Annotated in this window: 13 protein-coding genes and 2 pseudogenes; 6 read left to right on the forward strand and 9 right to left on the reverse strand. The window is 72.5% G+C overall.

Translation table 11 applies throughout. The features are described 5' to 3' along the window. Nucleotides 1-46: 46 nt before the first annotated feature. From pulA to ACFWB8_RS23170, 7 genes are all read right to left on the reverse strand, one after another. Nucleotides 47-5,413, reverse strand: coding sequence for a pullulanase-type alpha-1,6-glucosidase (pulA, locus tag ACFWB8_RS23140; RefSeq protein ID WP_385230130.1), 5,367 nt, complete (start codon nucleotides 5,411-5,413; stop codon nucleotides 47-49). A gap of 35 nt (nucleotides 5,414-5,448) precedes the next feature. After that, a complete protein-coding gene (locus ACFWB8_RS23145; protein ID WP_385230133.1) occupies nucleotides 5,449-7,188 on the reverse strand; it encodes a carbohydrate-binding module family 20 domain-containing protein in 1,740 nt (579 codons plus the stop codon). Nucleotides 7,189-7,703: 515 nt separating this feature from the next. After that, nucleotides 7,704-8,729 carry a LacI family DNA-binding transcriptional regulator gene (locus ACFWB8_RS23150; protein ID WP_385230136.1) on the reverse strand — a complete coding sequence of 342 codons (1,026 nt, stop codon included), beginning with the start codon at nucleotides 8,727-8,729 and terminating at the stop codon, nucleotides 7,704-7,706. Further along, the gene (locus ACFWB8_RS23155) at nucleotides 8,714-10,315 is read right to left on the reverse strand and encodes a glycoside hydrolase family 13 protein (RefSeq protein WP_385230139.1); all 1,602 of its coding nucleotides are present in this window, start codon (nucleotides 10,313-10,315) and stop codon (nucleotides 8,714-8,716) included. The genes ACFWB8_RS23150 and ACFWB8_RS23155 overlap by 16 nt, the downstream gene beginning before the upstream one ends. Before the next feature lie 51 nt (nucleotides 10,316-10,366). Next, a complete protein-coding gene (locus ACFWB8_RS23160; RefSeq protein ID WP_385230142.1) occupies nucleotides 10,367-11,224 on the reverse strand; it encodes a sugar ABC transporter permease in 858 nt (285 codons plus the stop codon). After that, a complete protein-coding gene (locus tag ACFWB8_RS23165; RefSeq protein WP_385230145.1) occupies nucleotides 11,221-12,234 on the reverse strand; it encodes a carbohydrate ABC transporter permease in 1,014 nt (337 codons plus the stop codon). The genes ACFWB8_RS23160 and ACFWB8_RS23165 overlap by 4 nt, the downstream gene beginning before the upstream one ends. 7 nt (nucleotides 12,235-12,241) lie before the next feature. Next, on the reverse strand, nucleotides 12,242-13,516 hold the full coding sequence (locus ACFWB8_RS23170; RefSeq protein ID WP_385230148.1) for an extracellular solute-binding protein: 1,275 nt from the start codon (nucleotides 13,514-13,516) through the stop codon (nucleotides 12,242-12,244). A 222-nt stretch (nucleotides 13,517-13,738) separates the two neighbouring features. Here ACFWB8_RS23170 and ACFWB8_RS23175 point away from each other — a divergent pair, with 222 nt between their 5' ends. The 3 genes from ACFWB8_RS23175 (at nucleotide 13,739) to ACFWB8_RS23185 (ending at nucleotide 17,518) form a co-directional block, all read left to right on the forward strand. After that, the gene (locus ACFWB8_RS23175; RefSeq protein WP_385230151.1) at nucleotides 13,739-15,424 is read left to right on the forward strand and encodes a glycoside hydrolase family 13 protein; all 1,686 of its coding nucleotides are present in this window, start codon (nucleotides 13,739-13,741) and stop codon (nucleotides 15,422-15,424) included. Between the two features lie 25 nt (nucleotides 15,425-15,449). Next, nucleotides 15,450-16,490: a LacI family DNA-binding transcriptional regulator gene (locus ACFWB8_RS23180; protein ID WP_385230154.1), complete on the forward strand. Its 1,041-nt coding sequence runs from the start codon at nucleotides 15,450-15,452 to the stop codon at nucleotides 16,488-16,490. A gap of 128 nt (nucleotides 16,491-16,618) precedes the next feature. Further along, a complete protein-coding gene (locus tag ACFWB8_RS23185; RefSeq protein ID WP_385230157.1) occupies nucleotides 16,619-17,518 on the forward strand; it encodes a phosphatase PAP2 family protein in 900 nt (299 codons plus the stop codon). A gap of 55 nt (nucleotides 17,519-17,573) precedes the next feature. On the opposite strand, the pseudogene ACFWB8_RS23190 reads toward ACFWB8_RS23185, so the two are convergent. Then, nucleotides 17,574-18,530, reverse strand: a pseudogene (locus ACFWB8_RS23190) (amidohydrolase family protein); the annotation flags it as partial. A gap of 156 nt (nucleotides 18,531-18,686) precedes the next feature. Between ACFWB8_RS23190 and ACFWB8_RS23195 the strand changes: the two are divergent. Continuing rightward, a complete protein-coding gene (locus ACFWB8_RS23195) occupies nucleotides 18,687-19,388 on the forward strand; it encodes a TetR/AcrR family transcriptional regulator (RefSeq protein WP_385230160.1) in 702 nt (233 codons plus the stop codon). Nucleotides 19,389-19,833: 445 nt separating this feature from the next. Further along, nucleotides 19,834-20,601 carry a CAP domain-containing protein gene (locus ACFWB8_RS23200; RefSeq protein WP_385230163.1) on the forward strand — a complete coding sequence of 256 codons (768 nt, stop codon included), beginning with the start codon at nucleotides 19,834-19,836 and terminating at the stop codon, nucleotides 20,599-20,601. A gap of 66 nt (nucleotides 20,602-20,667) precedes the next feature. Here the strand turns inward: ACFWB8_RS23200 and ACFWB8_RS23205 are convergent, their stop codons facing one another. Then, on the reverse strand, nucleotides 20,668-23,655 hold the full coding sequence (locus ACFWB8_RS23205; protein ID WP_385230166.1) for a bifunctional [glutamine synthetase] adenylyltransferase/[glutamine synthetase]-adenylyl-L-tyrosine phosphorylase: 2,988 nt from the start codon (nucleotides 23,653-23,655) through the stop codon (nucleotides 20,668-20,670). Between the two features lie 290 nt (nucleotides 23,656-23,945). Between ACFWB8_RS23205 and ACFWB8_RS23210 the strand changes: the two are divergent. After that, nucleotides 23,946-24,705: pseudogene (locus ACFWB8_RS23210) on the forward strand (hypothetical protein); the annotation flags it as partial.

The raw sequence follows: 24,705 nt of genomic DNA on the forward strand, positions 1-24,705 counted from the left end.
GCGGCGGCCCGTGGCCGGCGCCGCCGCCTCACTCACGCGTACCGCGTCAGGAGCGCTTGAAGACCGACACCGTGCGGGGCGGCGCCGTGAACTCCCCCTTCGCCGGGTCGTACGCGGACTGCTTGACCACCGGGTCGGAGCCGGCCGCCTGGACCGGGTGCAGGGCGTACGCACTGCCCGCGGCGGCGGGGATCCGCTGGGCCTGCGCCGCGGGGGTGGCGTTGAAGACCACCACCAGGTCGCCGAGCGTCATGGTGAGCACGCCCGGGGTCTCGCCCGGGCCCGACAGCGGGAAGGCCAGCCGGTCCTGGACCGCCCGGGCGGAAGCCAGGGCGAAGACGGGCTCCGTCGTACGGATCCTGAGCAGGTCGCGGTAGGCGGACCCGGCGCCGGTGATGTCCGCGCAGCCGGGCGCGGGCACCGCCAGCAGGGGCTTCGCGTACGGCCACTTCGAACGGTTGTCGGCGGCCGGCGGCAGGCCCCGGCCGAAGCCGTTGCCGCTGCCGTCGCGGCAGTCCCAGTGGATGGCGTTGAACCAGTCCCCGCTGTCGTACGAGTTGCGGTCCAGCGACTTGGAGCGGAGCAGGTCGGTGCCCGCCTGGGACAGGGCCGGGCCCTGCGAGAGGGTCGCCGTGGCCGTCGCCAGGACCTGCATACGGGCCTTGTCGGCCGCCGCCGTGCCCGGCGCGAGCTTGAACGACAGGGCGTCGGCCAGGGTCTCGTTGTCGTGGGCGTCCACGTACGCGAGGGCGTCGCCGGGAGCGGCCGCATAGCCGGCCGGGGCGCCGTTGTAGTCCAGCTCGGAACCCTTGATCCGGCGGCCGGCGGTGTCGGTGAAGGTGTACGAGGCGAGGTTGCCGGTCAGACCCACCTTGATCAGGTCCTGGTCGTGCAGCAGCCGGGCCCGCTGCTCCTCCGCCGTGCCGTTCGCCGGGGACCCGTTCGGGGCGGTGAAGAGGCCCGACGCGAAGCCCTGCACGCGCGGGTCCTCGTCGAAGGGGCCGCCGCCGCGCACCGCGTCGCGGGCCCGGTCGGAGAAGGTGGCGATGCCGGTGCCGGCCATGTTCTGCTGGGTGGCCTGGACGAAACGGGCGTCGTTCGCGACCTCGCCGAAGTTCCAGCCCTCCCCGTAGAGGACGATCTTCTTGCCGTCGACCCCGTCCTTCTGCACCGTCAGGGCGTCCAGGGCGGCGCGCACGGCCAGGATGTTGGCCTTCGGGTGGTGCCCCATGAGGTCGAAGCGGAAGCCGTCGACCTTGTACTCCTTGGCCCAGGTGACGACCGAGTCCACGACGAGCCGGCCCATCATGGCGTTCTCGGGGGCGGTGTTGGCACAGCAGCTGGAGTCGGCCACCGAGCCGTCGGCGAGCAGCCGCTGGTAGTAGCCGGGCACGATCCGGTCCAGGACCGACTTGTCCGACTGCCCGGACGCCACGGTGTGGTTGTAGACCACGTCCATCACCGTGCGCAGCCCGGCCCCGTTCAGGGACTGGACCATCCTGCGGAACTCGACCGTACGGGCCGTGCCCTCGGGATCGCTCGCGTAGCTGCCCTCCGGGACCGTGTAGTGCAGGGGGTCGTAGCCCCAGTTGTACGCGTCCTTCGCGGCCGCGGCGGCCACGCAGGCCTGCTGCTCCTCGGAGTCGGGGGCGTAGACCTTGAGGTCGCAGGCGGGCTCGGTGCGGTCCGACGGCTTCTCCGGGATGGTGCCGATGTCGAAGGCCGGGAGGAGGTGGACGTACGAGGTCCCGGCGGCGGCCAGGTCGCGCAGGTGCCGCATGCCCGCCGAGCCGGTGTCCGTGAAGGCCAGGTACTGGCCGGGGTGGCCGCTCGTGCGGTCCGCCACCGAGAAGTCGCGGATGTGCAGCTCCTGGATCTGCGCCGAGGTGAAGGGCACGGCCGCGGGCTTGCGCAGCTCGCGCCAGCCGGGCGGGGCGAGCTTCGGGTCGGCGAGGTTCACGACCAGGCTGTACGCCGAATCCGTGGTCAGCGCCGTGGAGTACGGGTCGGTCACCAGGTTCCGTACGACCTGTCGGGTGCTCGGGGCCCACACGGTCACGGCGTAGCGGTACCGCTTGCCGGCCCAGCCGCGCTCGCCGCGCACCGACCAGACGCCGGTGGTGTCGTCGCGGCGCATGGCGACCGTGCGGCCGTCGAGCTCCAGGTCGACCCGCTGGGCGGTGGGGGCCCAGACGGCGAGGGTGGGTCGGCCGTCCTTGAAGACCGGGCCGAGGGCGGTGGTGTTCGCGTAGAGGTCGTCGAGCACCCCGGCGAGCTGGACGCCGGTGGCGGCCAGGACGGCGCCGTTCGCGGCGCGGGCGCTCGCGACGAGCTGGCCGCGCACGGCCTCCCGTACCCGGTCCCGGTCACGGGGGTCGACGGTGAAGGCCGCGTACCCGGCCAGATGCGGGAACTTCTGCTTCTGGGCGTCCGTGAGCTGCGCCCTGCCCAGCCGCAGCCACTGCGCCTGCGCCAGACCGGTCAGGGTGCCGTTCTCGGCCTTGACCGCGCCGTCGCGGGAGGCGAGGAGCTGGAGGGAGGCGGCGGCCGGCGGGGCGTTCCAGGCGACGGTGTCGCGGTCGATCCAGACGGCCTGCGCCTTGGTGAGGTCCAGGGCGGCGGCCGAACCGGCGGGCTGCGGCAGGAGGTACTTCTCCTGGCCGCCCAGCGTCCAGACCTCGTGGCCGGTGGCGTTCAGGTCCAGGGACTGGTCGGTGGGGAGGTCCTTCTCGTCGCCCTTGTGCAGGATGTAGCTCAGCGAGCCGGCGCCGGGGGCGAGCGGAACCTCGTACACGGCTCCGTAGGAGTCGGTGCGCGAGGGGAGCAGCGGCTTGGACCACTCGGTCGGGTTCGCGGCGCCGGTCCAGACGTGCAGGCCCCAGCCGTCGTAGGCGCCGTCGGCGCGCTTGTGGTGGATGACGGCCTTGGCGGTGTCCTGCGGCGGGTAGGCGGGCCGGTCGGTGCGGGCGGGTTCCTTGCCCTGCTCCAGCCAGATCTCGCCGGTCTTCGTCACGTCGATCGTGCGGTCGGCGGCGACGTCCTTGTTGCCGTCCTTGTCGATGACGAGGTAACCGACCGAGGAGGCCCCGGGCTTCAGCCTGACGTAGGCGAAGGCGCCGTAGGCGTCGCGGCCGGTGAAGTCGTGCCCGGCCGGCCAGGGGGTGGCTTCGCCGTCGGCGAGGTCGCCCCAGGCGTACAGCCGCCAGTCGGTGTAGTCGCCGTCGGGGCGGTTGTAGTGGACCACCGCGTAGTCGCGCTGCGTGGCGGTGGGGACCTCGACGGGCGGGGCCTGGCCCGCGAGGGACTCGGCGAGGGCGCTCGCGGTGCGGCCGGCGGAGTCGACGACGACGGCCTTGTAGCGCAGGGCGGTCCCGGCGGGCGCGGTGATGTGCTGGGTGACCTTGTACGGGGCGTGGTCGGCGGAGCCGAGCACCTGCCACTTGTCGCCGCCGGTCTGCGCGGCGAAGACCACCCGGCTCAGGGCGGCGCCGGTCACGTCCGCGGTGAGCTCGACGGTGCCGGTGGCGCCGGCGGCCGGGGCCCGGAGGGTCAGCGCGGGCTTGGCGGCGGGCTTGGCGAGCGGCGCCGTGGCCTGGAGCACCACCGAGCCGAGGGCGGGGACGGTCACGGTGAGCTTGCCGGCCGCGGAGGCGCGCAGGAGCGCCGTGCCGCCGTACAGGGTGCGGTACTGGGCGCCGGCCGGGGCGTCGATCTCCACGGTCCGGGGCTCGGCGGCGTTGTTGGCGGCGACCAGGTACTCGGTGCGGGTCTTGGAGTCGGTGCGGGCGAAGGCGTAGACGGAACCGTCGGAGAGGCGCTCGCTCTGGACGCCGTCGCGCAGGGCCGGGTGGTCCTTGGTCAGCTTCGAGAGAGCACTGATCTGCTTGTAGAGCGGGTGTCCCGGATCGTAGGCGTCGCTCGCGTGGGTGCGGGCCGTGCCCAGCTGGTCGTCGTCCAGGTAGTCGGCCACCTGCGAGGCGAACAGCGGCTGGCGCGCGTCCTTGTCCCCGCCCGCGCCGGTGAAGCCCTGCTCGTCACCGGAGTAGATCACCGGGTTGCCCCGGGACAGGAACATCAGCTCGTTGGCGAGCCGGTACCGGTCCAGCAGCTCCTGCTCCCCCGCCCCCGGCCGGTCCTGCTTCAGGAAGGTCCCGAAGCGGCCCATGTCGTGGTTGCCGAGGAAGGTGACCTGCTCGTACGCGTTCGCCTTGTCGGTCGTGTAGCGGTAGTCGTCGGCGAAGACGGAGGCCAGCCGCCCGGGCGCCGCGCCCTGGGAGGCGTACGAGCGGATCGCGTCCTGGAGCGGGAAGTCGAGGGTGGCGTCCAGCCGGCCACGCGTCACGTACGGCGAGGTGACGGCGGTGTCGGCGGAGTAGACCTCGCCGAACATGAAGAAGTCGTCCCGGCCACGGCGGGCGGCGTACTTGTCCAGCGCGGTCGCCCACTGCGTCCAGAAGGCGGTGTCGACGTGCTTGACCGTGTCGATGCGGAAGCCGTCGATGTCGAAGTCCGCGACCCACTTCTCGTAGATCTTCTCCATCCCCTCCACGACCTCGGGACGCTCGGTCCACAGGTCGTCGAGACCGAAGAAGTCGCCCTGGTCGGAGGACTCGCCGGCGAAGGTGGAGTCACCGCGGTTGTGGTACATCGTCGGGTCGTTGAGCCAGGCCGGGGACTTGAGGTTCTTCTTCGCGTCCGGGACGAAGGGCGTGCGCGGGAAGGAGTCGGCGTCGGTGGCCGGGAACCTCCGCTTCCCCGACGCGCCTTCGGCGTCGGCTGCGTCATCGAAGGGGGTCCCGTCCTTCGTCAGGTACGGGAAGGCCCCCTTCGACAGGTACGCGTAGGACTGCTCTCGGTAGTCGACGACATCGGCGGTGTGGTTGGCGATGACGTCGAAGAAGACCTTCATCCCCTTCCCGTGCGCCTTGTCGATCAGCCGCTCCAGATCGGCGTTGGTGCCGAAGTGCGGGTCGACCTGGGTGAAGTCGGTGATCCAGTAGCCGTGGTAGCCGGCGGAGACGTCGTTCCCCTTCCCCTGCACCGGCTGGTTCTTGAAGATCGGCGCCATCCAGATGGCCGTGGTGCCGAGCCCCTTGATGTAGTCCAGCCGGTCGGTCAGCCCCTTGAGGTCACCGCCCTGGTAGAAACCCTTGTCCGTCGGGTCCAGGCCGGTCTCCAGCCGGGAACCGGTCAGGCCTCCCCGGTCGTTGCGCGGGTCGCCGTTCGCGAACCGGTCCGGGAGCACGAAGTAGAACTGTTCCCGGGTCAGGTCGTTGCGGGCCGGCTCGGCGGCCAGCTTCGCGTCCGAGGGCGGGGCCGACGGCGCCTTGGCTGCGGCGGCCGCCGCGGGGAGGGCGGGCAGGAGTGTCACGGCCAGGACGGCGGCGAGCACTCCCGCGGCGGGGCGTGTCAAGGAGGTCTCCTCGGGTGCGGGACGGGGGCTGAGGATCAGCTGCGCCAGGTGTCGGTCAGCGTGACCTTGCCGTTCGCGGGGACGGTGGCGGTGCGGTTGGCTCCGCTCTCCCACGTGACGTTGCCGGCGGCGTCCTTGCGGACGTACTTGTACGCGAAGGCCGTGCCGGGCGGGAGCGTGACGTCGAGCTTCCAGACGGGGTAGGCCGCCGGGTCGAGCTTGAGGGCGCCGGCGGTGTTCCAGGCGCCGAGCTCGGCGCGGTCACCGGTGACGAAGATGTTCTGGCCCGGCACGGTGGTGGCGGTGACGGCGAAGGCCGCGCCGGCGGGGTTCGCCGGAGTGCCGCTGCCCGTACAGGTGCGGGCCCCCACGTGCAGGGCGACCGCGCTGCCGGCTCCGATCGTGGCGGTGAACTGTCCACCGGAGCCCACGCTGACCGTACGACCGCTCTGCACGTCGCAGTAGTCGCCGGCCGGGAGGGAGGTCTGGAAGGTGCGGGTCAGGGCCGAGCCCTCGTGGTTGATCGCGACGTACGCCTTGGCGCCCCGCCCGAAGGCGATCTGGTCGCCGCCGTTGTCCCACCAGTCGGTCACGGACTGGCCGCGCGCGGTGTTGCGGAAGGCGACCATGGAGGAGATCTCCCGCCAGGCGTGCTGACACTTCCAGCCGTCGGCGTAACAGGCGCTCACCGCACCGCCGTTGGGGGGCCCGGCGTCCTTGTCGCTCCACTCGTAGCCGGAGTGCACGTCCGGGGAGCCGTAGGGCCAGGCCAGCATGAACACGCTGGCGAGGGTGTAGGCGGAGCCGTCCTTGTAGTTGAGGGTGTCGCCGCCGCGCTCGGTGTCGTGGTTGTCGACGAAGACGGCGGACTGGGCGGAGGGCATGTACCCCCAGCCCTCCCCGAAGTTCTTCAGATGGGCCAGGCTCTCGCTCTGGAAGACCCGCTTGAGGTCCCGGGCGTAACGGAACTCCTGCACGTCGCCGCTGCCGAGGTACTCGGTGGGCTGGACGGCCTCACCGGCCCCGTATATCGCCTCCTGCTTCCAGTAGACGCCCGGGTTCGTGAGCCTGGACTTGATGTTGGCGAGGTCGGCGGCGGGCATGTGCTTGGCGGCGTCGATCCGCAAGCCGTCGACGCCGAGGGAGAGCAGGTCGTTCAGGTAGCCGGCGATGCGGCCGCGTACGTAGTCCTCACCGGTGTCGAGGTCGGCGAGCTGCACGAGCTCGCAGTTCTGCACGTCGGCCCGGTCCTGGTAGTTGGAGATGGCCGCCCGGCAGTCGTCCATGTCGGAGGAGGAGTAGATGCCCGGGTAGTTGTACTTCGTGTACGAACTCCCACCGGTCCCGGTGCCGTCCGCGGCGGCCATGTGGTTGATGACGGAGTCCGCGACGACCTTCACCCCGGCGGCGTGACAGGTATCGACCATCGCCCTGAAGGCCGTACGGTCACCGAGCCGCCCGGCGATCTTGTAGCTGACGGGCTGGTACGAGGTCCACCACTGGCCACCCTGGACGTGTTCCTGCGGCGGCGACACCTGCACGTACCCGTAGCCGGCGGGCCCGAGGCTGTCGGTACAGGCCCTGGCCACGGAGTCGAACCGCCACTCGAACAGCACGGCGGTGACGTCCCGCCCCCCGGGCGGCCCGGCGAGCGCCTGCGGCGCCTGGGCGGTAAGGGCCGCCCCGGCCAGCACGGCAACGGCGAGGAGGGCGCGAGCGGTTCGGGTGGTTCTGGCTGATCTTGCTTCTCTTGCTTCTCTTGCGGTGGGGGGCATGCGGAGAACCTCCTGGCGGCGAGGTGGGGATGGCAGCGACCGTAGGGGCGGAGCGGTACCCCTGCAAGACCTTGCGCAAGAGATTGCAGAATTGTTTCCAGTGCGTGTCCTGCCAGGCGGGGCCTTGAGGGCGGGGGCAGGGCGGGGGCAGGTTCGGCGGGACTCGTTTGCGGAGATCGGCCGGTCTGGTCGCCGCGAGACGACATCAAGGCCTCATCGCCCATGGGCGGCTTATGTCCGGCCCACGGCCGGCCGCAGCCGCTTGGCCGGGCGGACTGTGTAGCGATCTGATGCGCCCGGCCTCCCGCCAGGCTCATGGGGTCGGCCCGGGGGGGCAGTCAGGGGGAAGGACCCGCCTCGCGGGTCTCTGGCTCTCCCCGTCCCCGGACACCACACCACCCGGCCGTTCCTCCGGGGGCTTCCCGGAAGGACAGTGGACTGCCGGGAAGCCCCCGGACCCCGTCAACGCCACCGAACACACCCGTCCCGAACGGTCACCCCGCCCCGCCCCGCCCTCAAAGCCCCCGCCCCGGGCCCTCCGCCGTCGAGCCCCGCACCACCAGTTCCGGCTGGAAGACGTACTCCGTGCGCTGGACCGGGGTGCCGGCCACCGCCTCCAGGAGGGCGCCGACCGCTGCCGTCGCCATCGCGCGCACCGGCTGGCGGACCGTCGTCAGCGGGGGGTCCGTGAAGGCGACCAGCGGGGAGTCGTCGAAGCCGACCACCGAGACGTCCTGCGGCACCCGCAGCCCCCGCTCGCGGGCCGCCCGGATGACTCCGAGCGCCATCGGGTCGCTGCCGCACACGATGCCCGTGCAGCCCCGGTCCAGCAGGGCTCCGCCCGCCGCGTGGCCGCCCTCCACCGTGAACAGCGTGCGCTGGATCAGCCCCTCGGCCTCCGCCCCGGGCACGGCCGCGACGAAGCCCTGCTCCTTGCGCGCCGACGGGACGTAGCGCGTCGGCCCGATGGCGAGCCCGATGCGCCGGTGCCCGAGGTCCTCCAGGTGCCGGACGGCCATGTCCGCGGCCGCACGGTCGTCCGGGGAGACGAAGGGCGCGCTGATCCGCTCGTTGAAGCCGTTGATCAGTACGAACGGCACCCCGCGCGCTGCCAGTCGCTGGTAGCGCGCGGGGTCGGCCGCCGAGTCCGCGTGCAGGCCCGACAGGAACACGATGCCGGTGACCCCGCGTTCCTCCAGCTGCTCCACCAGTTCGTCCTCGGTGGCCCCGCCGGGGGTCTGCGTGCAGAGCACCGGCGTGTAGCCGTGCCCGGCCAGCGCCTGCTCGATGACCTGGGCGAAGGCCGGGAAGATGGGGTTGGTGAGCTCCGGTATGAGCAGCCCGACGAGGCCGTTGCTGCGCCGCTTGAGCCGCACCGGCCGTTCGTAGCCCAGCAGGTCCATGGCGGCCAGCACCTTGTGCCGGGTGCCGGCCGCCACGCCCGACTTGCCGTTGAGGACGCGGCTGACGGTCGCCTCGCTGACCTGGGCCTGCGCGGCGATGTCGGTGAGCCGCAGCGGGGAGGTCACCCCTGCCACCACACCGCCGCGTCGGCCGGCAGGACCTCCGGGTCCGTGAGTTCCGTGCTGGCCAGCAGCACCGTGCCGGGCGCCGGGAGCCGGACGGGCTCGGGCGTCGTGTTCACGGTGCAGACGAAGCCGCCCCGGCGGAAGGCGAGTACGCCGGCCGGCGCCTCCAGCCACTGCACCGCGTCCCCGGCACCGAGCTCGGCCCGCTCGCGGCGGAGCCGCAGGGCGGTCCGGTACAGCTCCAGGGTGGAGGCGGGGTCGCCGGTCTGGGCGGCCACGCTCAGGCCGGCCCATTCGGCCGGCTGCGGCAGCCAGCTGCCGCCGCTGCCGAAGCCGTACGGGGCCTCGGACCCCGACCACGGCAGCGGGACCCGGCAGCCGTCGCGCAGCCCGTCCTGGCCGTTCTCCTTGAAGAAGGAGGGGTCCTGGCGCACCCCGTCCGGCAGGTCCAGCACCTCCGGGAGGCCGAGTTCCTCGCCCTGGTAGACGTACGCCGATCCGGGCAGGGCCAGCATCAGCAGCGCGGCCGCCCGCGCCCGGGCCAGGCCCTGCGCACCGCCCCCGTAGCGCGTGACATGGCGTACGACGTCGTGATTGGACAGCACCCAGGTGGTCGGGGCGCCGACCGGACGCATCGCGTCGAGCGAGTCGTCGATGGACGCGCGCAGCGCCTCGGCGTCCCAACCGGTGTTCAGGTAGTGGAAGTTGAAGGCCTGGTGCAGTTCGTCGGGGCGCAGGTAGAGCGCCGTCCGGTCGGCGCTGGGCGTCCACGCCTCGGCGACGCCGATGCGGTCGCCGGCGTACTCGTCGAGGACGAGGCGCCAGGAGCGGTAGATCTCGTGGACCCCGTCCTGGTCGAAGAAGGGCAGCACCTGGTTGCCGAGCAGCTTGAGCTGCTCGTCGCGGCCGAGGTCGGGCAGGCCGGGGGCCTTGACCAGGCCGTGCGCGACGTCGATGCGGAAGCCGTCGGTGCCCAGGTCCAGCCAGAACCGCAGGATGGAGCGGAACTCGTCCTGGACGGCGGGGTGTTCCCAGTTGAAGTCGGGCTGCTCGGGGGCGAAGAGGTGCAGGTACCACTCCCCGTCGGCCACCCGGGTCCAGGCGGGGCCGCCGAAGATGGACTCCCAGTCGTTCGGCGGCTCGGCGCCGTCGGCCCCCCGGCCGGGGCGGAAGTGGAAGCGTTCGCGCAGCGGGGTGCCGGGGCCCTCGCGCAGCGCCTGCTTGAACCATTCGTGCTGGTCGGAGCAGTGGTTGGGGACCAGGTCCACGATGATGCGAAGGCCCAGGGCGTGGGCCTCGCGGATCACGGCGTCGGCGTCGTGCAGGGTGCCGAACATCGGGTCGATGGCCCGGTAGTCGGCGACGTCGTAGCCGGCGTCGGCCTGCGGGGAGGCGTAGAAGGGGCTGAGCCAGACGGCGTCGACCCCCAGTTCCTTGAGGTAGGGCAGGCGGCTGCGGACGCCTTCGAGGTCCCCCATGCCGTCCCCGTTGGAGTCGGCGAAGCTGCGCGGATAGACCTGGTAGATCACCGCTTCTCTCCACCAACCGGGCCGGGTGCCGGTCGGGGTGGCGAGTGCGTCGGCGAGGTGCTGGGTCATGTCGTCCTTGGAGAGGTCGGGCCGGGGGTGTGTGGGGGCGGGCGCGGGTGGTCAGCCCTTGGTTGCGCCTGCCGTCATCCCGGCGACGAGGTGACGCTGGGCGAAGACGAAGAAGAGCGCCGCGGGGATCGCGATGACGACCGAGGCGGCGGTCATCGGGCCCCAGTTGGCGGTGTACTGGGTGACGAAGGTCTGCAGTCCGCCGGCGAGGGTGAGGTTCTCGTCGCCGACCATGAAGGCGGAGGCGTACGCGACTTCGCCCCAGGCGGTGATGAAGGAGTAGAAGCCGGTGACGGCGAGGCCCGGCTTGGCCAGCGGCAGGATCAGCCGCCAGAAGGTGCCGAAGGGGTTGAGTCCGTCGACGCGGCCGGATTCGTCGATCTCCACCGGGATGGTGTCGAAGAAGCCCTTCATCATCCAGGCGCAGAACGGCACGGCGATGGTGAGGTACGTGACGATCAGCCCGAGCGGCTGGTTGAGCAGCCCCAGTTGTCCCATGAGGTTGTAGAGCGGGACGATCAGGATGGCCATCGGGAACATCTGCGTGATGAGCAGGGTCCACATGAGCGGCTTCATGCCGGGGAACTTGAACCGGCTGACCGCGTATCCGGTGGTGGCGGCGATGAACACCCCGAGGACGGTGGTGATGCCGGCGACCAGGACGGAGTTGCCGAACCAGGTGAAGAAGGAGGTCGACTCCACCAGGTAGCGGTAGTTCTCCAGCGTCGGGTCCTTCACGAAGTCCGTGCTGATGGCCTGCTTCGCGGGCTTGAGGGAGGTCAGCAGGACCCACAGCACCGGGAAGACGGCGATCACGGACGCGACGATCAGGGTGGCGTGCAGGGCGACGGAGGCGAGCGGGGCGCGGCGGCCCCGGGTGCCGGTCGTGGACGTCGTGGTCACGGTCACCACACCTCTCCCTGCTTGCGCAGCGAGCGCCGGTAGACCAGCGCGAAGATCATGAGCAGCAGGAGGATCAGCACGCCCCAGGTGGCGGAGCCGGCGAAGTCGCGCGGGCTCTGCACGAAGGCCTCGCGGAAGGCCTGGGTCACGAGGATCTCGGTGGCGTCGCCGGGTCCGCCCCGGGTCAGCAGGAAGATCACCGGGAACATGTTGAAGGTCCAGATGGTGGAGAGCAGGATCACCGTCATGCTCACCGCGCGCAGCCCGGGCAGCGTGATGTGGCGGAACCGCTGCCAGGCGCTGGCCCCGTCCATCTCGGCGGCCTCGTAGAGCTCGCCGGGGATGGACTGGAGTCCGCCGAGCAGGGCGACCATCATGAAGGGGACGCCGAGCCAGACGTTGACGGCGATGACCGCGATCTTGGCCCAGGTCGGGTCGTCGAGCCACGGGACGGCGGAGATGCCGCCGCCTTCGAGGATCTTGTTGAGGATGCCGTTGTCGCGGTTGAAGAGGAACCGCCAGGCGAAGACGGAGACGAAGCCGGGGACGGCCCAGGGCAGGATGAGCGCCATCCGGTAGGCGGCGCGGCCCTTGAACTCCCGGTTGAGCATGTTGGCGAGGCCCAGGCCGAGCGTGAAGGTGATCGACACGCAGGCGACGGTCCAGATCACCGTCCACACCAGCCGCTGCAGGAACACCGGGTCGCTCAGCACGTCGGCGTAGTTGTCGAGTCCGACGAATTGGTACGTCGCCTCGATGTGGTTGGCGCCGATCGTGCGGCCGACGTTGCGCTCGTTGGCGTCGGTCAGCGACAGGTAGATGCCGCGGGCGAGCGGCCAGCCGATGATGACGCCGAGGACGAGCACCACGGGGGTGATCATCGTCCAGGCGTACCAGTGGGTGGAGAGGGCTCGCCTCAGTCCACCGCGCTTCCCGCTGTCAGTCCTGCGGCTCGGGCCGCGGGCGACGTCGTCGCCCGCGGCCTTCGCCACCGACTGGCTGGTGTGAGCAGCCATGGTTTCGTTACTTCCAGCCCTTGAGGATCTTGCGGAACTCGGTGCCGGCCGCCTTGGCGGCTTCCTCCGGGCTCGACGCCCCGGTGATCGCCTTGGTGTACTCCAGCTTCAGCGGCTCGAAGAGGGAGCCGTTCTCCGGGATCCAGGCGCGCTCGACGGCCTTGTCCACGGCCGGCTTGAAGAACGCCACCATCTCGCTGGACTTGACGTCCGGCTGGTCGTAGGCGGCCGTGCGGGTGGGGAGCAGGCTCAGTTCCTTGGCGGACTGCACCTGGACCTCCTGGGAGGTCATGTACTCCACGAAGGCGTGCGCGGCGGTGCGGTTCTTGGAGCCGGCGTAGACCGCGAGGTCGTGGCCGCCCTGCGGGGCGCCCGCCTTGACCGAGCCGGCCGGGACGGCGGCGACGCCGAGGTTGGACTTGTCCTTGAACTGCTCGCCCGCGTAGCTGTCGGCGACCGCCCAGGGGCCGTTGATCATCATGGCGGCCTCCCCGGACTTGAAGGCCGTCTGCATGTTGGTCCAGCCGTCGGTGGCGTTGGTGATCGCCGCACCCGAGGAGACCAGGTCGCGGGCGGTCTTGAAGGCCTTGACGCCGGCCGCGTTGTCGACGGTGACCGTCTTGGTCTTGGCGTCGACCAGGTCGCCGCCCTCGCCGTAGATCAGCGGGAGGAACCAGTAGGAGTCGTCGCCGCGCAGGTAGAGACCGGCCTTGCCGGACTTGGCCTTGATCGCGGCGGCGGCGGTCTTCAGCTCCTCCAGGGTCTTGGGGGGCTGCACACCGGCGTCGGCGAGCATCTTCTTGTTGTAGAAGAGGCCGAGGGTGTCGATGACCTGCGGGACGGCGTAGGTCTTGCCGTCGAACTTGCCGCTGGCCGCGGCCTGCGCGAGGAACTCGGAGTCGACCTTCTTGGCGGTCTCGGCCGGGACCTCGTCCAGGTAGCCCAGCGAGGCGAAGTCGGCGACCCAGCCGACGTCGGCGCGGATCACGTCGGGGGCCTCGGAGCCGCTGCTGAAGGCGTTCTTGACCTTGTTCTGCGCGTCGCCGTACGGGACGTTGACGTACTTGACGGTCACCTTCGGGTGCTTGGCGGTGAACGCCTCGGCGATCTTCTGGAAGGACGCCTTCTCCGTGTCGTTCGAGGTGTCCCACCACGTGACCGTGCCGGAGAGCTCCCCGCCGGCCTTGGTGTCCTCGCCCGCGTCCTTGCCGTCACCGCCGCAAGCCGTCGCCGCGAGTGCCAGGGCCGCGACCAGCGCGGTGGCCGCTATGCCACGCCGCATATGAACTCCTTCGATGATCCCGGACGCGCCCTCGCGGTCCCGAGTTGCCAGGAACGTAACAAGCCTGAAAGCCGTCCGAAAGAGCTTGCGGCAATTTTCTGCAAGAGACGCTGATCGTTACATCCGTGTGTCCGGACGGTTGCCGCAGCTTGCTGTTAGTTCGAAGAGTCTTCGACTGTCCGGGCCCGCAACCAGGGGGGGTGTGCTCGCGTTGACCCCGATATGACCCACGAGCTGACGGCGTCCCGGCTTGCAAGCGCTTCCAGCAACGGCACCGCAAGCAGCCGCTGGTGGCGCGATGCCGTCATCTATCAGGTCTACGTGCGGTCCTTCGCGGACAGCGACGGTGACGGGGTCGGGGACCTGCGCGGGGTGCGCGAACGCCTCCCGCACCTGGCCCGGCTCGGGGTCGACGCGGTGTGGCTGACCCCCTTCTACGTGTCCCCGCAGGCGGACGGCGGCTACGACGTCGAGGACTACCGGGCCGTGGACCCCCTCTTCGGGGACCTCTCCGACGCCGACGAGCTCGTCCGGGCCGCCCACGCGCTGGGCCTGCGGGTCATCGTGGACGTGGTGCCGAACCACACCTCCGAGCGGCACGCGTGGTTCCGCGCCGCCCTCGCCGGGGAGCCGGGGGCCCGGGAGCGCTACCTCTTCCGCCCGGGCCGGGGCGCGGACGGGGCGGCGCCGCCGAACGACTGGGAGTCCGTCTTCGGCGGGCCCGCCTGGACCCGGACCCCCGGCGGCGACTGGTACCTGCACCTCTTCGCGCCCCAGCAGCCCGACCTGAACTGGGACCATCCCGAGGTCGCCGCCGAGTTCGCCTCCGTCCTGCGCTTCTGGCTCGACCTCGGCATCGACGGCTTCCGCGTCGACGTGGCCCACGGCATGGTCAAGGCCCCCGGGCTGCCGGACATCGGCCGCGGCGCGCAGGCCACCCTGATCGGCACCGAGCCGCTCCCCTTCTTCGACCAGGACGGGGTCCACGAGATCCACCGCTCCTGGCGCCGGCTGCTGGACTCCTACGCGGGCGCCCGCATCGGGGTCGCCGAGGCCTGGGCCCCGACCTCGGAGCGGCTCGCCCTGTACGTACGGCCCGACGAGATGCACCAGGCCTTCAACTTCCGGTTCCTGAACTGCCCGTGGGACCCGGCCGCGATGCGGACCGTCATCGACGAGTCCCTGGCCGCCACCGCCTCCGTCGGCGCCCCGACCACCTGGGTGCTGTCCAATCACGACGTCGTACGCCATGTCACGCGCTACGGGGGCGGTGCGCAGGGCCTGGCCCGGGCGCGGGCGGCCGCGCTGCTGATGCTGGCCCTGCCCGGATCGGCGTACGTCTACCAGGGCGAGGAACTCGGCCTCCCGGAGGTGCTGGACCTCCCCGACCGGGTGCGCCGGGACCCGGCCTTCCGCCGCACCGCGGGCCAGGACGGGCTGCGCGACGGGTGCCGGGTGCCGCTGCCCTGGTCCGGCGCGGAGCCCCCGTACGGCTTCGGGCCGGCCGGGAGCTGGCTGCCGCAGCCCGCCGGCTGGGGCGCCCTCAGCGTGGCCGCCCAGACCGGCGACCCGCACTCCACCCTGGAGCTGTACCGCGCCGCGCTGGAGCTGCGGCGGGCGCTGCCGGGCCTGGGTGCTCCGGAGGCGGGTGCGGAGGCGGTCCGGGCCGCCGACGACGGGGGCGACGGCACCGGCGAACCGCCGCACCCCTGGGGGATGCGCTGGCTGCCCGCGCCGCCGGGCGTGCTCCTCTTCACCCGGCCCGGCTTCGCCTGCACCCTCAACACCCGCCGCACCGCCCTCGAACTGCCCGCGCCGGGACGCCCCGTGCTCTCCAGCGCGCCGGTGGAGACGGACGGCCGCACGGTCCTGATTCCCCCCGATTCGTGCACCTGGTGGGCTTTGTAGCGTGCGACCGGTACAGTCCAATCCCGTGACCGCACGGCTTGCCGACATCGCAGCCCAGGCGGGGGTCAGCGAAGCCACAGTCAGCCGCGTGCTCAACGGCAAGCCCGGCGTGGCCGCGGGCACCCGTGAGTCCGTGCTGGCCGCGCTCGACGTCCTCGGCTACGAACGGCCCGTACGGCTGCGCCAGCGCAGCGCGGGGCTCGTCGGCCTGATAACCCCCGAGCTGGACAACCCCATCTTCCCGGCGCTCGCCCAGGTCATCGGGCAAGCGCTGACCCGGCAGGGGTACACGCCGGTGCTGGCCACGCAGACCCCGGGCGGGTCCACCGAGGACGAGCTGACCGAGATGCTGGTCGACCGCGGGGTCTCGGGGATCATCTTCGTCTCGGGGCTGCACGCCGACACCACGGCCGACATGGGCCGCTACGACCAACTCCGCGGCCAGGGCGTCCCGTACGTACTCATCAACGGCTTCTCGGACAAGGTGCAGGCCCCCTTCGTCTCCCCCGACGACCGGGCCGCGATGCAGCTCGCGGTGACCCACCTGACCGCGCTCGGGCACACCCGGATCGGTCTCGCGGTCGGGCCCAAGCGGTTCGTGCCCGTCGTGCGCAAGATCGAGGGCTTCCGGCTCGGCATGAAGGAGCGGCTCGGACTCGGCGAGGCCGAGATCGAGGAGCTGATCCAGCACTCCCTCTACACCCTGGAGGGCGGCCAGGCCGCCGCGGCCGCGCTGATCTCGCGCGGCTGTACGGCGGTGGTGTGCGCGAGCGACATGATGGCGCTCGGCGCGATCCGGGCGGCCCGGCAGCAGGGCCTGCGGGTTCCGCAGGACGTCTCGGTGGTCGGTTTCGACGACTCCCCGCTGATAGCGTTCACGGATCCGCCGCTGACCACCATCCGCCAGCCCGTGCAGGCCATGGGCCAGGCGGCGGTACGGACCCTGCTGGAGGAGATCGGCGGCACGCCGGCCCCGCACAGCGAGTTCGTCTTCCTGCCGGAGCTGGTGGTGCGCGGCTCCACGGCCTCCGGACCGCGGCAGCGCCAGGGCCCCTCCCGCCCCTGAATGCCCTTCGGCCCCACGGGCCCTCACGGGCGTAGGGGCTCCAGTAGTCCGCGAGGTGGAGAGGCTGCGCCGAAGACCGTCCCGAGGGATGATCGGAGGCGAGAAGGCATCTGGCAGACTCTTTTCCCATGGGTGAAGCGAGCGTGAAGACACTGGAAACCCGGACGGACGTCTCGTCACCCCTCGTGGCCGACAGTGAGGCCCGCCCGGGGGCAGCCGATGCCCAGGGCGGGTCCCTGCTGTCCCGGTTGCGCTCCCCGCGCCGGCCGCGGATCTGGTTCGAGGTACTGCTGATCGCGGTCAGCTACTGGACGTACTCGCTGATCCGCAATGCCGTGCCCGAGCAGAAGGCGCCGGCGCTCGCCAACGCCGACTGGCTGTGGAAGGTCGAGCGCACCCTCGGCATCGCCGTCGAGGAGAAGGTCAACCACGCCGTCAATTCGGTGACGTGGCTGATCGTGGGCATGAACTACTACTACGCCACGCTCCATTTCATCGTGACCATCGGCGTACTGGTGTGGATCTACCGTTTCCATCCGGGGCGGTACGCGGCGACGCGGCTGATCCTCTTCGCCACCACGGGCGTGGCGCTGCTCGGTTACTACTTCTATCCGCTCGCGCCGCCCCGGCTCATGAACGGGCAGAACTTCATCGACACGGTGCTGGTCCACCACACGTGGGGCTCGATGGCTTCCGGGAACCTCAAGCACATGTCGAACCAGTACGCGGCCATGCCCTCGATGCACATAGGGTGGTCGCTCTGGTGCGGGCTGACGATCTTCGCGGTCGCCTCCGCTCCCTGGGCACGGATCCTCGGACTGCTCTACCCGGTGGCCACCCTGATCGTGATCGTGTCCACCGCCAACCACTTCTGGCTCGACGCCGTGGGCGGCATGCTCTGTCTGGCCTTCGGCTACGCCGTCTCGCGCGCCTGGTACGGATCGCTCCCGCACCGGCTGCCGCGCGAGCCCGAGCATGCGGGCCGGCACCCGGTGGCCGCGGCGCTGCTCAACCGCTTCCAGCGCTGAGCTCCTCCCGTTCCTCCCGTTCCTCCCGTTCCTCCCGTGCCTGCCGCTCTTTCCGTTACGCCGACTCCCCCGCGCGGTGCGTGATGCGGCCGCCCGACACGGTGAGCCGGACCGGGGCATCGGCCGGCTCGTCCGGTGCGGCGATGACCGGATCGAGGGCGAAGGCCGTCAGGTCCGCGCGGCAGCCGGGCGCGATCCGGCCCGCCACCCCTTCCTCACCGGCCGCGAGCGCGGCGTGCGAGGTCATGCCCTCCAGGGCCATCAGCCCGGTCAGGGACCGCCCGGCCGCGGCCGCGCCGAGGGGGCTGCGGGCGGTGGCCAGCACCTGGCGGGCGTCGTGGTGGGCGATGGGCCAGTCCGAGCCGAGGGCGAGCACCGCCCCGGCGCCGCGCAGGTCCCGGCAGCGCCGGGCGCGGGCCGCCCGCTCCTCCCCCAGCCGCTTCGACCATTCGTCGGTGCGGTCCGCCCGGGTGTAGGCGGTGTGCGGCGGCTGCATCGACGCGGCCACCCCGAGCGCGGCGAACCGCTTCAGCTGGTCGTCGGGGACGGTCTCGATGTGCTCGATGCGGTGCCGGGCCCGGGCCCCGGCCCGGCCGCCCAGCGCGGCGACGGTGTCGAGGACGTGCCGGACCGCCGCGTCGCCGATGGCGTGGGTCGCGGTGGGCACCCCGGCCGCGTCCAGTAGCCGTACGGCCTCGGAGTAGGCCGCGGGGTCGGGCCAGAAGGCGTCCGTGCCCTGGCCGTGGCAGTCGGCGTGCTCCAGCCAGGCGGTGCCGCCCTCCACGGTGCCGTCCATGAAGAACTTCACGCCTCGGACCTGCCAGTGGCGGCCGGCCAGGCGCTGGAGCCCGATCAGCTCCGCCAGCTCCTCGGCGCCCGCCCCGGGCATGCACCAGGGGGCCAGGCGCAGTCGCAGCGGCAGGTCCCCCTCGTACTCGACGGTGGCGAGCAGGGCCGGTACGTCCCCGTCGCCGAGGTCCATGACGCGGGCGCCGGTGAGAACGGTCTCGGCGGTGCCGAGCGCGGCGCTGTGCAGCGTGGGGGGCGCGGGGTGCTTTCGGGCAAGGCGGCGGGCCCTTCTGCCGCGACAGAAACCTAAAGGCTTTCGGTTCGTGGCAATGTAGCCTCCGGTCTGGCGTACGGGAAGACCTGACGGCGGGAGAAACCGATGGCGCGGCCGCGCACCCCCTTGCTCGACCGGGAGCGGATCGCCGCGACCGCGCTGCGACTGGTCGCGGAGCAGGGTGAGTTCAGCGTCCCGCAGGTCGCCCGCGCGCTCGGGGTGCAGACCGGGTCGGTGTATCACCACGTGGACGGCCGGGCCGGGGTGGTGGAGTTGATCCGCGAGCGGGTCTGCGCCGGGATCGACGGCGGCACACTGGCCCTGGCGCCGTGGGACCGGGCGCTGGAGACCTGGGCGCGCTCCTACCGGGCCGCCTTCGCCGCCTACCCGCGGGCGATCCCGCTCCTGATGACCACCCCGGTCCGCGCCCCGGCGGTGCTCGCGCAGTACGAGCGCGCCGTCGCGCTGCTGCTGGGCGCCGGCTTCCGCACGGAGCAGGTGATGCCACTGCTGACCGGGCTGGAGAACCTGGTGCTGGGCTCCGCCCTCGACCTGGCCGCCCCCGAGGCGATGTGGGAGCCGTCCCCGCAGACCCCCCTGCTGGCCGCGGCCCTGGCAACGGTCGGCCCGGCCCGCGCGGAGGCCGCCTTCGACCTGGGCCTGACGGCGTTCCTGAAGCACGCGCAAGCCCTGCTGGGCGGCGCGGGACCGCAGAACCCCCCGGCGCCGGGGCCGACACCGCCGGGCCCGACACCGCCGGGGCCGACGCCGCCGGAGCCGGCCCGGTCACGTACCGCGCGCCGCTGACGTACCGCGGGGCCCGACGGGGCAGCGCCGAGCATGCCCCCGGGCGCGCGCTCCGAAGCACCGGCGAGGGCGTGACATGCGTCACGGCACGCACGTCGGTGGGGCACGTCCCTCACGGGGCGTCACCTCGTCGACATTTCGACATTTGTCTGTTTTGGAATCGACATTCCCCTCTCCAGCGGGAACGGAATCCGCGGTACCGGTGCAGTGGCCCCCGATCGGCCTGGTCACGGCCCTTCCTGAACTCCCATCAGGTGGTTGCAGGAGTGATCGAATCGTGACCATGCACGATCACGGGCCCGTTTCAAGCCGCGCTTCGAATCCCCCGGACGGACGGCCGGCGGAAACTTGCCAGGCCGTCGGCGGGCTTTTAAGAATGGCGGCTCCTCCGGCGCCTTGCGATGCGGGGCACCGGGAGCTTCGCGATCACTGAATGAGGTCACGCATGCAGAAGCATCGGAAGAAGAAGCCCTTCAAGAAGATAGCCATCGCCGTCGGCGCGCTGGGGATCGCGGCTGTTCCCACCGCCGCCATGGCCTGCTGGGACACGCAGGACACGGGCAGCACACGGACCGCGAGCCGGCATGAGAACCGCCCGTGGCAGGGCTCGCCCTCGGCCACCGCGAGCTCCCCGGCACCCGTGACGCCGGTGACGCCCGTGACGCCGGTGGACGTCCAGCCTCCGAGCAGTCCCCCGGCCGCCGCCCCCAGCAGCCCCGAGGCGTCCGCGCAGCCGGTCGTACGGACCTCGCCGCCCCCGCAGCCGGTCAGGCCGCCGGTCGTCACCGAGAAGCCGCAGGCGCCCGCGCCCCCGAAGCCCTCGGCCCCGCCCGCCTCCGGCGCCGCCGCCGCGGTGCTCTCCCTCGTCAACCAGGAGCGCTCCGCCGCCGGGTGCTCGGCCCTGACCCTCAACGAGAAGCTCACGAAGGCCGCGCAGGACCACAGCGAGGACATGGCCGCCCACGGCAACATGTCCCACACGGGCTCCGACGGCTCCGACCCGGGCGGGCGCATCACCCGCGCCGGATACGCGTGGGGCACGTACGGCGAGAACGTCGCCTACGGGTACGGCACTCCCGAGAAGGTCATGGAAGGCTGGATGAACAGCCCCGGCCACCGCGAGAACATCCTGAACTGCTCCTTCAAGGAGATCGGCATCGGCCTGGCGCAGCCGAACCACTACTGGACGCAGGACTTCGGCGCGACGCGCTGACCCGCCGCCGGGGCCGGGCCGGGACCGGGACCGGGGACGGGGACGCCGCCGGGGCCCGGGGCCCGCTCAGGCCCCGTAGAACAGTTCGTCCACCACCGCGCGGGCGCGGCGGGTGATGCGGCGGTAGTCGTCCAGGACTTCGCCGACGCGGCCCGGGGCGTAGCCGAGGTAGCGGCCCACCGCCGCCAGTTCGCGGGCTTCCGAGGGGAAGGTGTCCCCGGCGCGGCCCCGGACCAGCATGACCGCGTTGCGGACCCGGGTCGCGAGTACCCAGGCCTCGTCCAGGATCTGCGCCTCCTCGGTCGGGATCAGCCCGGCCGCCTGCGCCGCGGCCAGGGCCGGGCGGGTGCGGGTGGTGCGCAGGCCGGGTTCGGCCCAGGCGTGCCGCATCTGGATCAGCTGGACGGTCCACTCGACGTCGCTGAGGCCGCCGCGGCCCAGTTTGGTGTGCAGGGTCGGGTCGGCGCCGCGCGGCAGCCGCTCCGACTCCATCCGGGCCTTGAGCCGGCGGATCTCCCGTACGGCGTCCTCGCCCAGGCCCTCCACCGGGTAGCGCAGCGGGTCGATGAGCTCGATGAAGCGGGCGCCGAGCTCGGTGTCGCCCGCGACCGGTTCGGCGCGCAGCAGGGCCTGGGACTCCCAGGTCATGGACCAGCGCCGGTAGTACGCGGCGTACGAGGCCAGGGTGCGCACCAGCGGTCCGGAGCGGCCCTCGGGCCGCAGGTCGGCGTCGATGAGCAACGGCGGGTCGGCGGTGGGCACTTGGAGCAGCCTGCGCATCTCGGCGATGACGGCCTGCGCGGCCTTGGCGGCTTCCTGTTCGTCGACGCCCTCGCGGGGTTCGTGGACGAACAGCACGTCCGCGTCGGAGCCGTAGCCCAGTTCGTGCCCGCCGAAGCGGCCGACGCCGATGACGGCGAAGCGGGTGGGCAGGGTGTCGCCCCAGTGGCCCTGTACGGCGGCGCGCAGGGCTCCGGCGATGGTGGCGGCGGTGAGGTCGGAGACGGCGCTGCCGACCCGGTCGACGAGGGCTCCGTGGTCCTCCTCGGCCGGGCTGTCCTCCGTACCGTAGGAGCCGATGATGTCGGCCGCGGCGGTGCGGAAGAGCTCGCGTCGGCGGACCCCACGGGCGGCGGCGACGCCGGCTTCGGAGTGGGGGGCGCGGCCGACGGCGGCGAGCACCTCCTGCTCCAGGGCCTCGTGCGTACGGGGCGCCAGGCCTTCGGGGTCGCCGAGCAGGGCGACGGCCTCGGGGGCGCGCATCAGCAGGTCGGGCGCGAGGCGTCCGGTGGACAGGACGCGGGCCAGGTTCTCGGCGGCGGCGCCCTCGTCGCGCAGCAGCCGCAGGTACCAGGGGGTCTTGCCGAGGGCGTCGGAGACCTTGCGGAAGCCGAGCAGGCCGGCGTCGGGGTCGGCGGAGTCGGCGAACCAGCCGAGCAGGACGGGCAGCAGGGTGCGCTGGATGGCGGCCTTGCGGGTGACGCCGGAGGCGAGGGCCTCGAGGTGGCGCAGGGCCGCGGCCGGGTCGGCGTACCCGAGGGCTTCGAGGCGCTGTCCGGCGGCGCGGGGGGAGAGCCGGGTCTCGCCGGGGGTGAGCTGGGCGACGGCGTCGAGGAGGGGGCGGTAGAAGAGCTTCTCGTGCAGGCGGCGGACGACGGAGGCGTGCCGGCGCCAGGCCTTGTTGAGCTCGCTGACGGGTTCGGTGCGCAGGCCCAGCGAACGGCCCAGGCGCCGCAGGTCGTTCTCGTCCTCGGGGACGAGGTGGGTGCGGCGCAGCCGGTAGAGCTGGATGCGGTGCTCCATGGCCCGCAGGAAGCGGTACGCGTCGTGCAGTTGGGCGGCGTCGGCGCGCCCGACGTAGCCGCCGGCGGCGAGGGCGTGCAGGGCGTCGAGGGTGGTGCCGGAGTGCAGGGTGGCGTCACTGCGGCCGTGCACGAGCTGGAGCAGCTGGACGGCGAACTCGACGTCGCGCAGGCCGCCGGGGCCCAGTTTGAGTTCGCGGTCGACCTGGGCGGCGGGGATGTTGTCGACGACGCGGCGGCGCATCTTCTGGACGTCGGCGACGAAGTTCTCGCGTTCGGCGGCCTGCCAGACGAGGGGGGTTATGGCTGCGACGTACTCGGCGCCGAGCGCCGCGTCGCCGGCGACGGCGCGGGCCTTGAGGAGGGCCTGGAACTCCCAGGTCTTGGCCCAGCGCTGGTAGTAGGCGAGGTGGGAGGCGAGGGTCCGCACGAGCGGACCGTTTCTGCCCTCGGGACGGAGGTTGGCGTCGACGGGCCAGATGGTGCCCTCGACGGTGGTCTCGGAGCAGATCCGCATGAGGTGGGAGGCGAGGCGGGTGGCGGCCTGGATCGCCTTGCCCTCGTCGTGGCCGGGGGCGGCGTCCCCGACGAAGATGACGTCGACGTCGGACACGTAGTTCAGCTCGTTGCCGCCGCACTTGCCCATCGCGATGACGGCGAGGCGGCACTGGGCCGCGTCGGCGGGAGCGGCGGCGGAGGCGATGCGCAGGGCCGCGCGGAGGGTGGCGGTGGCGAGGTCGGCGAGCTCGGCGGCGGTCTGGGCGAGGTCTATGGTGCCGCAGACGTCGCGGGCGGCGATGGAGAGCAGGCAGCGCCGGTACGCGACGCGCAGGTGGACCGGGTCGTGCGCGCCGGCCAGCCCGCGCTCGAACTCGGCGAGCCCGGGGTGCAGGTCGGTGGCCTCGTACGTCACCAGGGTCTGCCAGTCGCGCGGGTGGCGGGCGAGGTGGTCGCCGAGCGCCTCGGACGCGCCGAGTACGCCGAGCAGCCGGTCGCGCAGGGGTTTGGCGCTGACGAGCGTGTCGAGGAGCAGCGGCAGTTCGTCGGGGGCCTGTGCCTCGGCGAGCCGGACCAGCCCGAGGAGGGCGAGGTCGGGATCGGCGGTGGCCCCGAGGGCGTCGAGGAGCACCGGATCGGTGCGTACGGCGGACAGCGCGTCGGCGTCGAGCAGCCGGGCCGCGCCGGAGGGGTCGGTGAAGCCGCTGCGCAGCAGCCGGCTGAAGGTGCTGCTCCTGCGTCCCGGGACCGTCATCCCGCCGCCTCCCGCGTACGTCGCTGCCGCTGCTGCCGCTGCCAGTGGCGCTGGCGCTGTCCTGGCGCGTGTCTGTGGCGAGCCTAAGGCCTTTCGTACGGATCATGCCGGGGCGGGGGGCGTGGCACGGCTGCCGCTGTCGGCGGGGCGGGGGTGACACGTGGGCCTGGGGCGGGTGTTCGGATCTTGGGGCCGTACCATGAGCTGAATTCTCGGATTATCAGATTATCCAGATACATATAACGGAATGGGGCCAGCTCCCCGCCCGCCACACGGCCACGGAGGAGCCCATGCCCGCCCCAGACTCCCCGCGCCCCAACGGCCCCGGCCCCACGGACCCGAACTGGCACCCCGACGCGGCCGGCCAGGTCCGGTACCCCGACCCGGCGGAGCAGACGTGGCACCCCGGCGGAGCAGGCCCGGCGTGGCACCCCGACGGGTCCGCTCACGGCCAGCACCCCGGCCCGGCGGGCCAGGACCAGTACCCCGGCGCGGCGGAGCAGGCGTGGCACCCCGACGGCCCGAACCACGGACGCTACCCCGAGACGCCGCACCACGGCATGCACCCCGGCCCGGCGGGCCAAGGCCAGTACCCCGGCGCGGCGAGCCAAGGCCAGCACACCGGCGCGGCGGAGCAGGCGTGGCACCCCGACGGCGTGGGCCCGGCGTGGTACCCCGACCCGGCGGGCCACGGCCAGCACCCCGGCCCGGCCCACCAGGGCTCCTGGCAGCCGGACTCGCCCGACGGCTCCTGGCGGCCCGCCGCAGCGAGCCACGGCCGACAGCCCGGCCAGGCCGACCACGGACACCACCCCGGCCCGTCGGGCCACGACGCCCCGCACCTCGACCCGTCAGGCCACGGCTCCTGGCAGCCAGATCCCTCCGGCCGGGCCGCCCGGCACCCGGACCCCTCCAGCCGGGCCGCCCCACACCCCGGCCCGGTCGGCCACGACCCCCGGCACCCCGGCCCGTCCGGCCACGGCTCCGCGTACCCCGACCCCCTCGGCCCGGCCGGGCAGGACACCCCACGGCCCGGCCGGCCCCCCGCCG

This window comes from Streptomyces sp. NPDC060031, assembly GCF_042736805.1.
Classification (GTDB): Bacteria; Actinomycetota; Actinomycetes; order Streptomycetales; family Streptomycetaceae; genus Streptomyces.

Bases quoted from the DNA above. Each gene is read 5' to 3' on its own strand.
- ACFWB8_RS23145 (WP_385230133.1), bottom strand. From the start codon at position 7,188: ATGCCCCCCACCGCAAGAGAAGCAAGAGAAGCAAGATCAGCCAGAACC.
- ACFWB8_RS23155 (WP_385230139.1), bottom strand. From the start codon at position 10,315: ATGACCCAGCACCTCGCCGACGCACTCGCCACCCCGACCGGCACCCGG.
- ACFWB8_RS23165 (WP_385230145.1), bottom strand. From the start codon at position 12,234: ATGGCTGCTCACACCAGCCAGTCGGTGGCGAAGGCCGCGGGCGACGAC.
- ACFWB8_RS23170 (WP_385230148.1), bottom strand. From the start codon at position 13,516: ATGCGGCGTGGCATAGCGGCCACCGCGCTGGTCGCGGCCCTGGCACTC.
- ACFWB8_RS23175 (WP_385230151.1), top strand. From the start codon at position 13,739: ATGACCCACGAGCTGACGGCGTCCCGGCTTGCAAGCGCTTCCAGCAAC.
- ACFWB8_RS23185 (WP_385230157.1), top strand. From the start codon at position 16,619: ATGGGTGAAGCGAGCGTGAAGACACTGGAAACCCGGACGGACGTCTCG.
- ACFWB8_RS23195 (WP_385230160.1), top strand. From the start codon at position 18,687: ATGGCGCGGCCGCGCACCCCCTTGCTCGACCGGGAGCGGATCGCCGCG.
- ACFWB8_RS23200 (WP_385230163.1), top strand. From the start codon at position 19,834: ATGCAGAAGCATCGGAAGAAGAAGCCCTTCAAGAAGATAGCCATCGCC.
- ACFWB8_RS23205 (WP_385230166.1), bottom strand. From the start codon at position 23,655: ATGACGGTCCCGGGACGCAGGAGCAGCACCTTCAGCCGGCTGCTGCGC.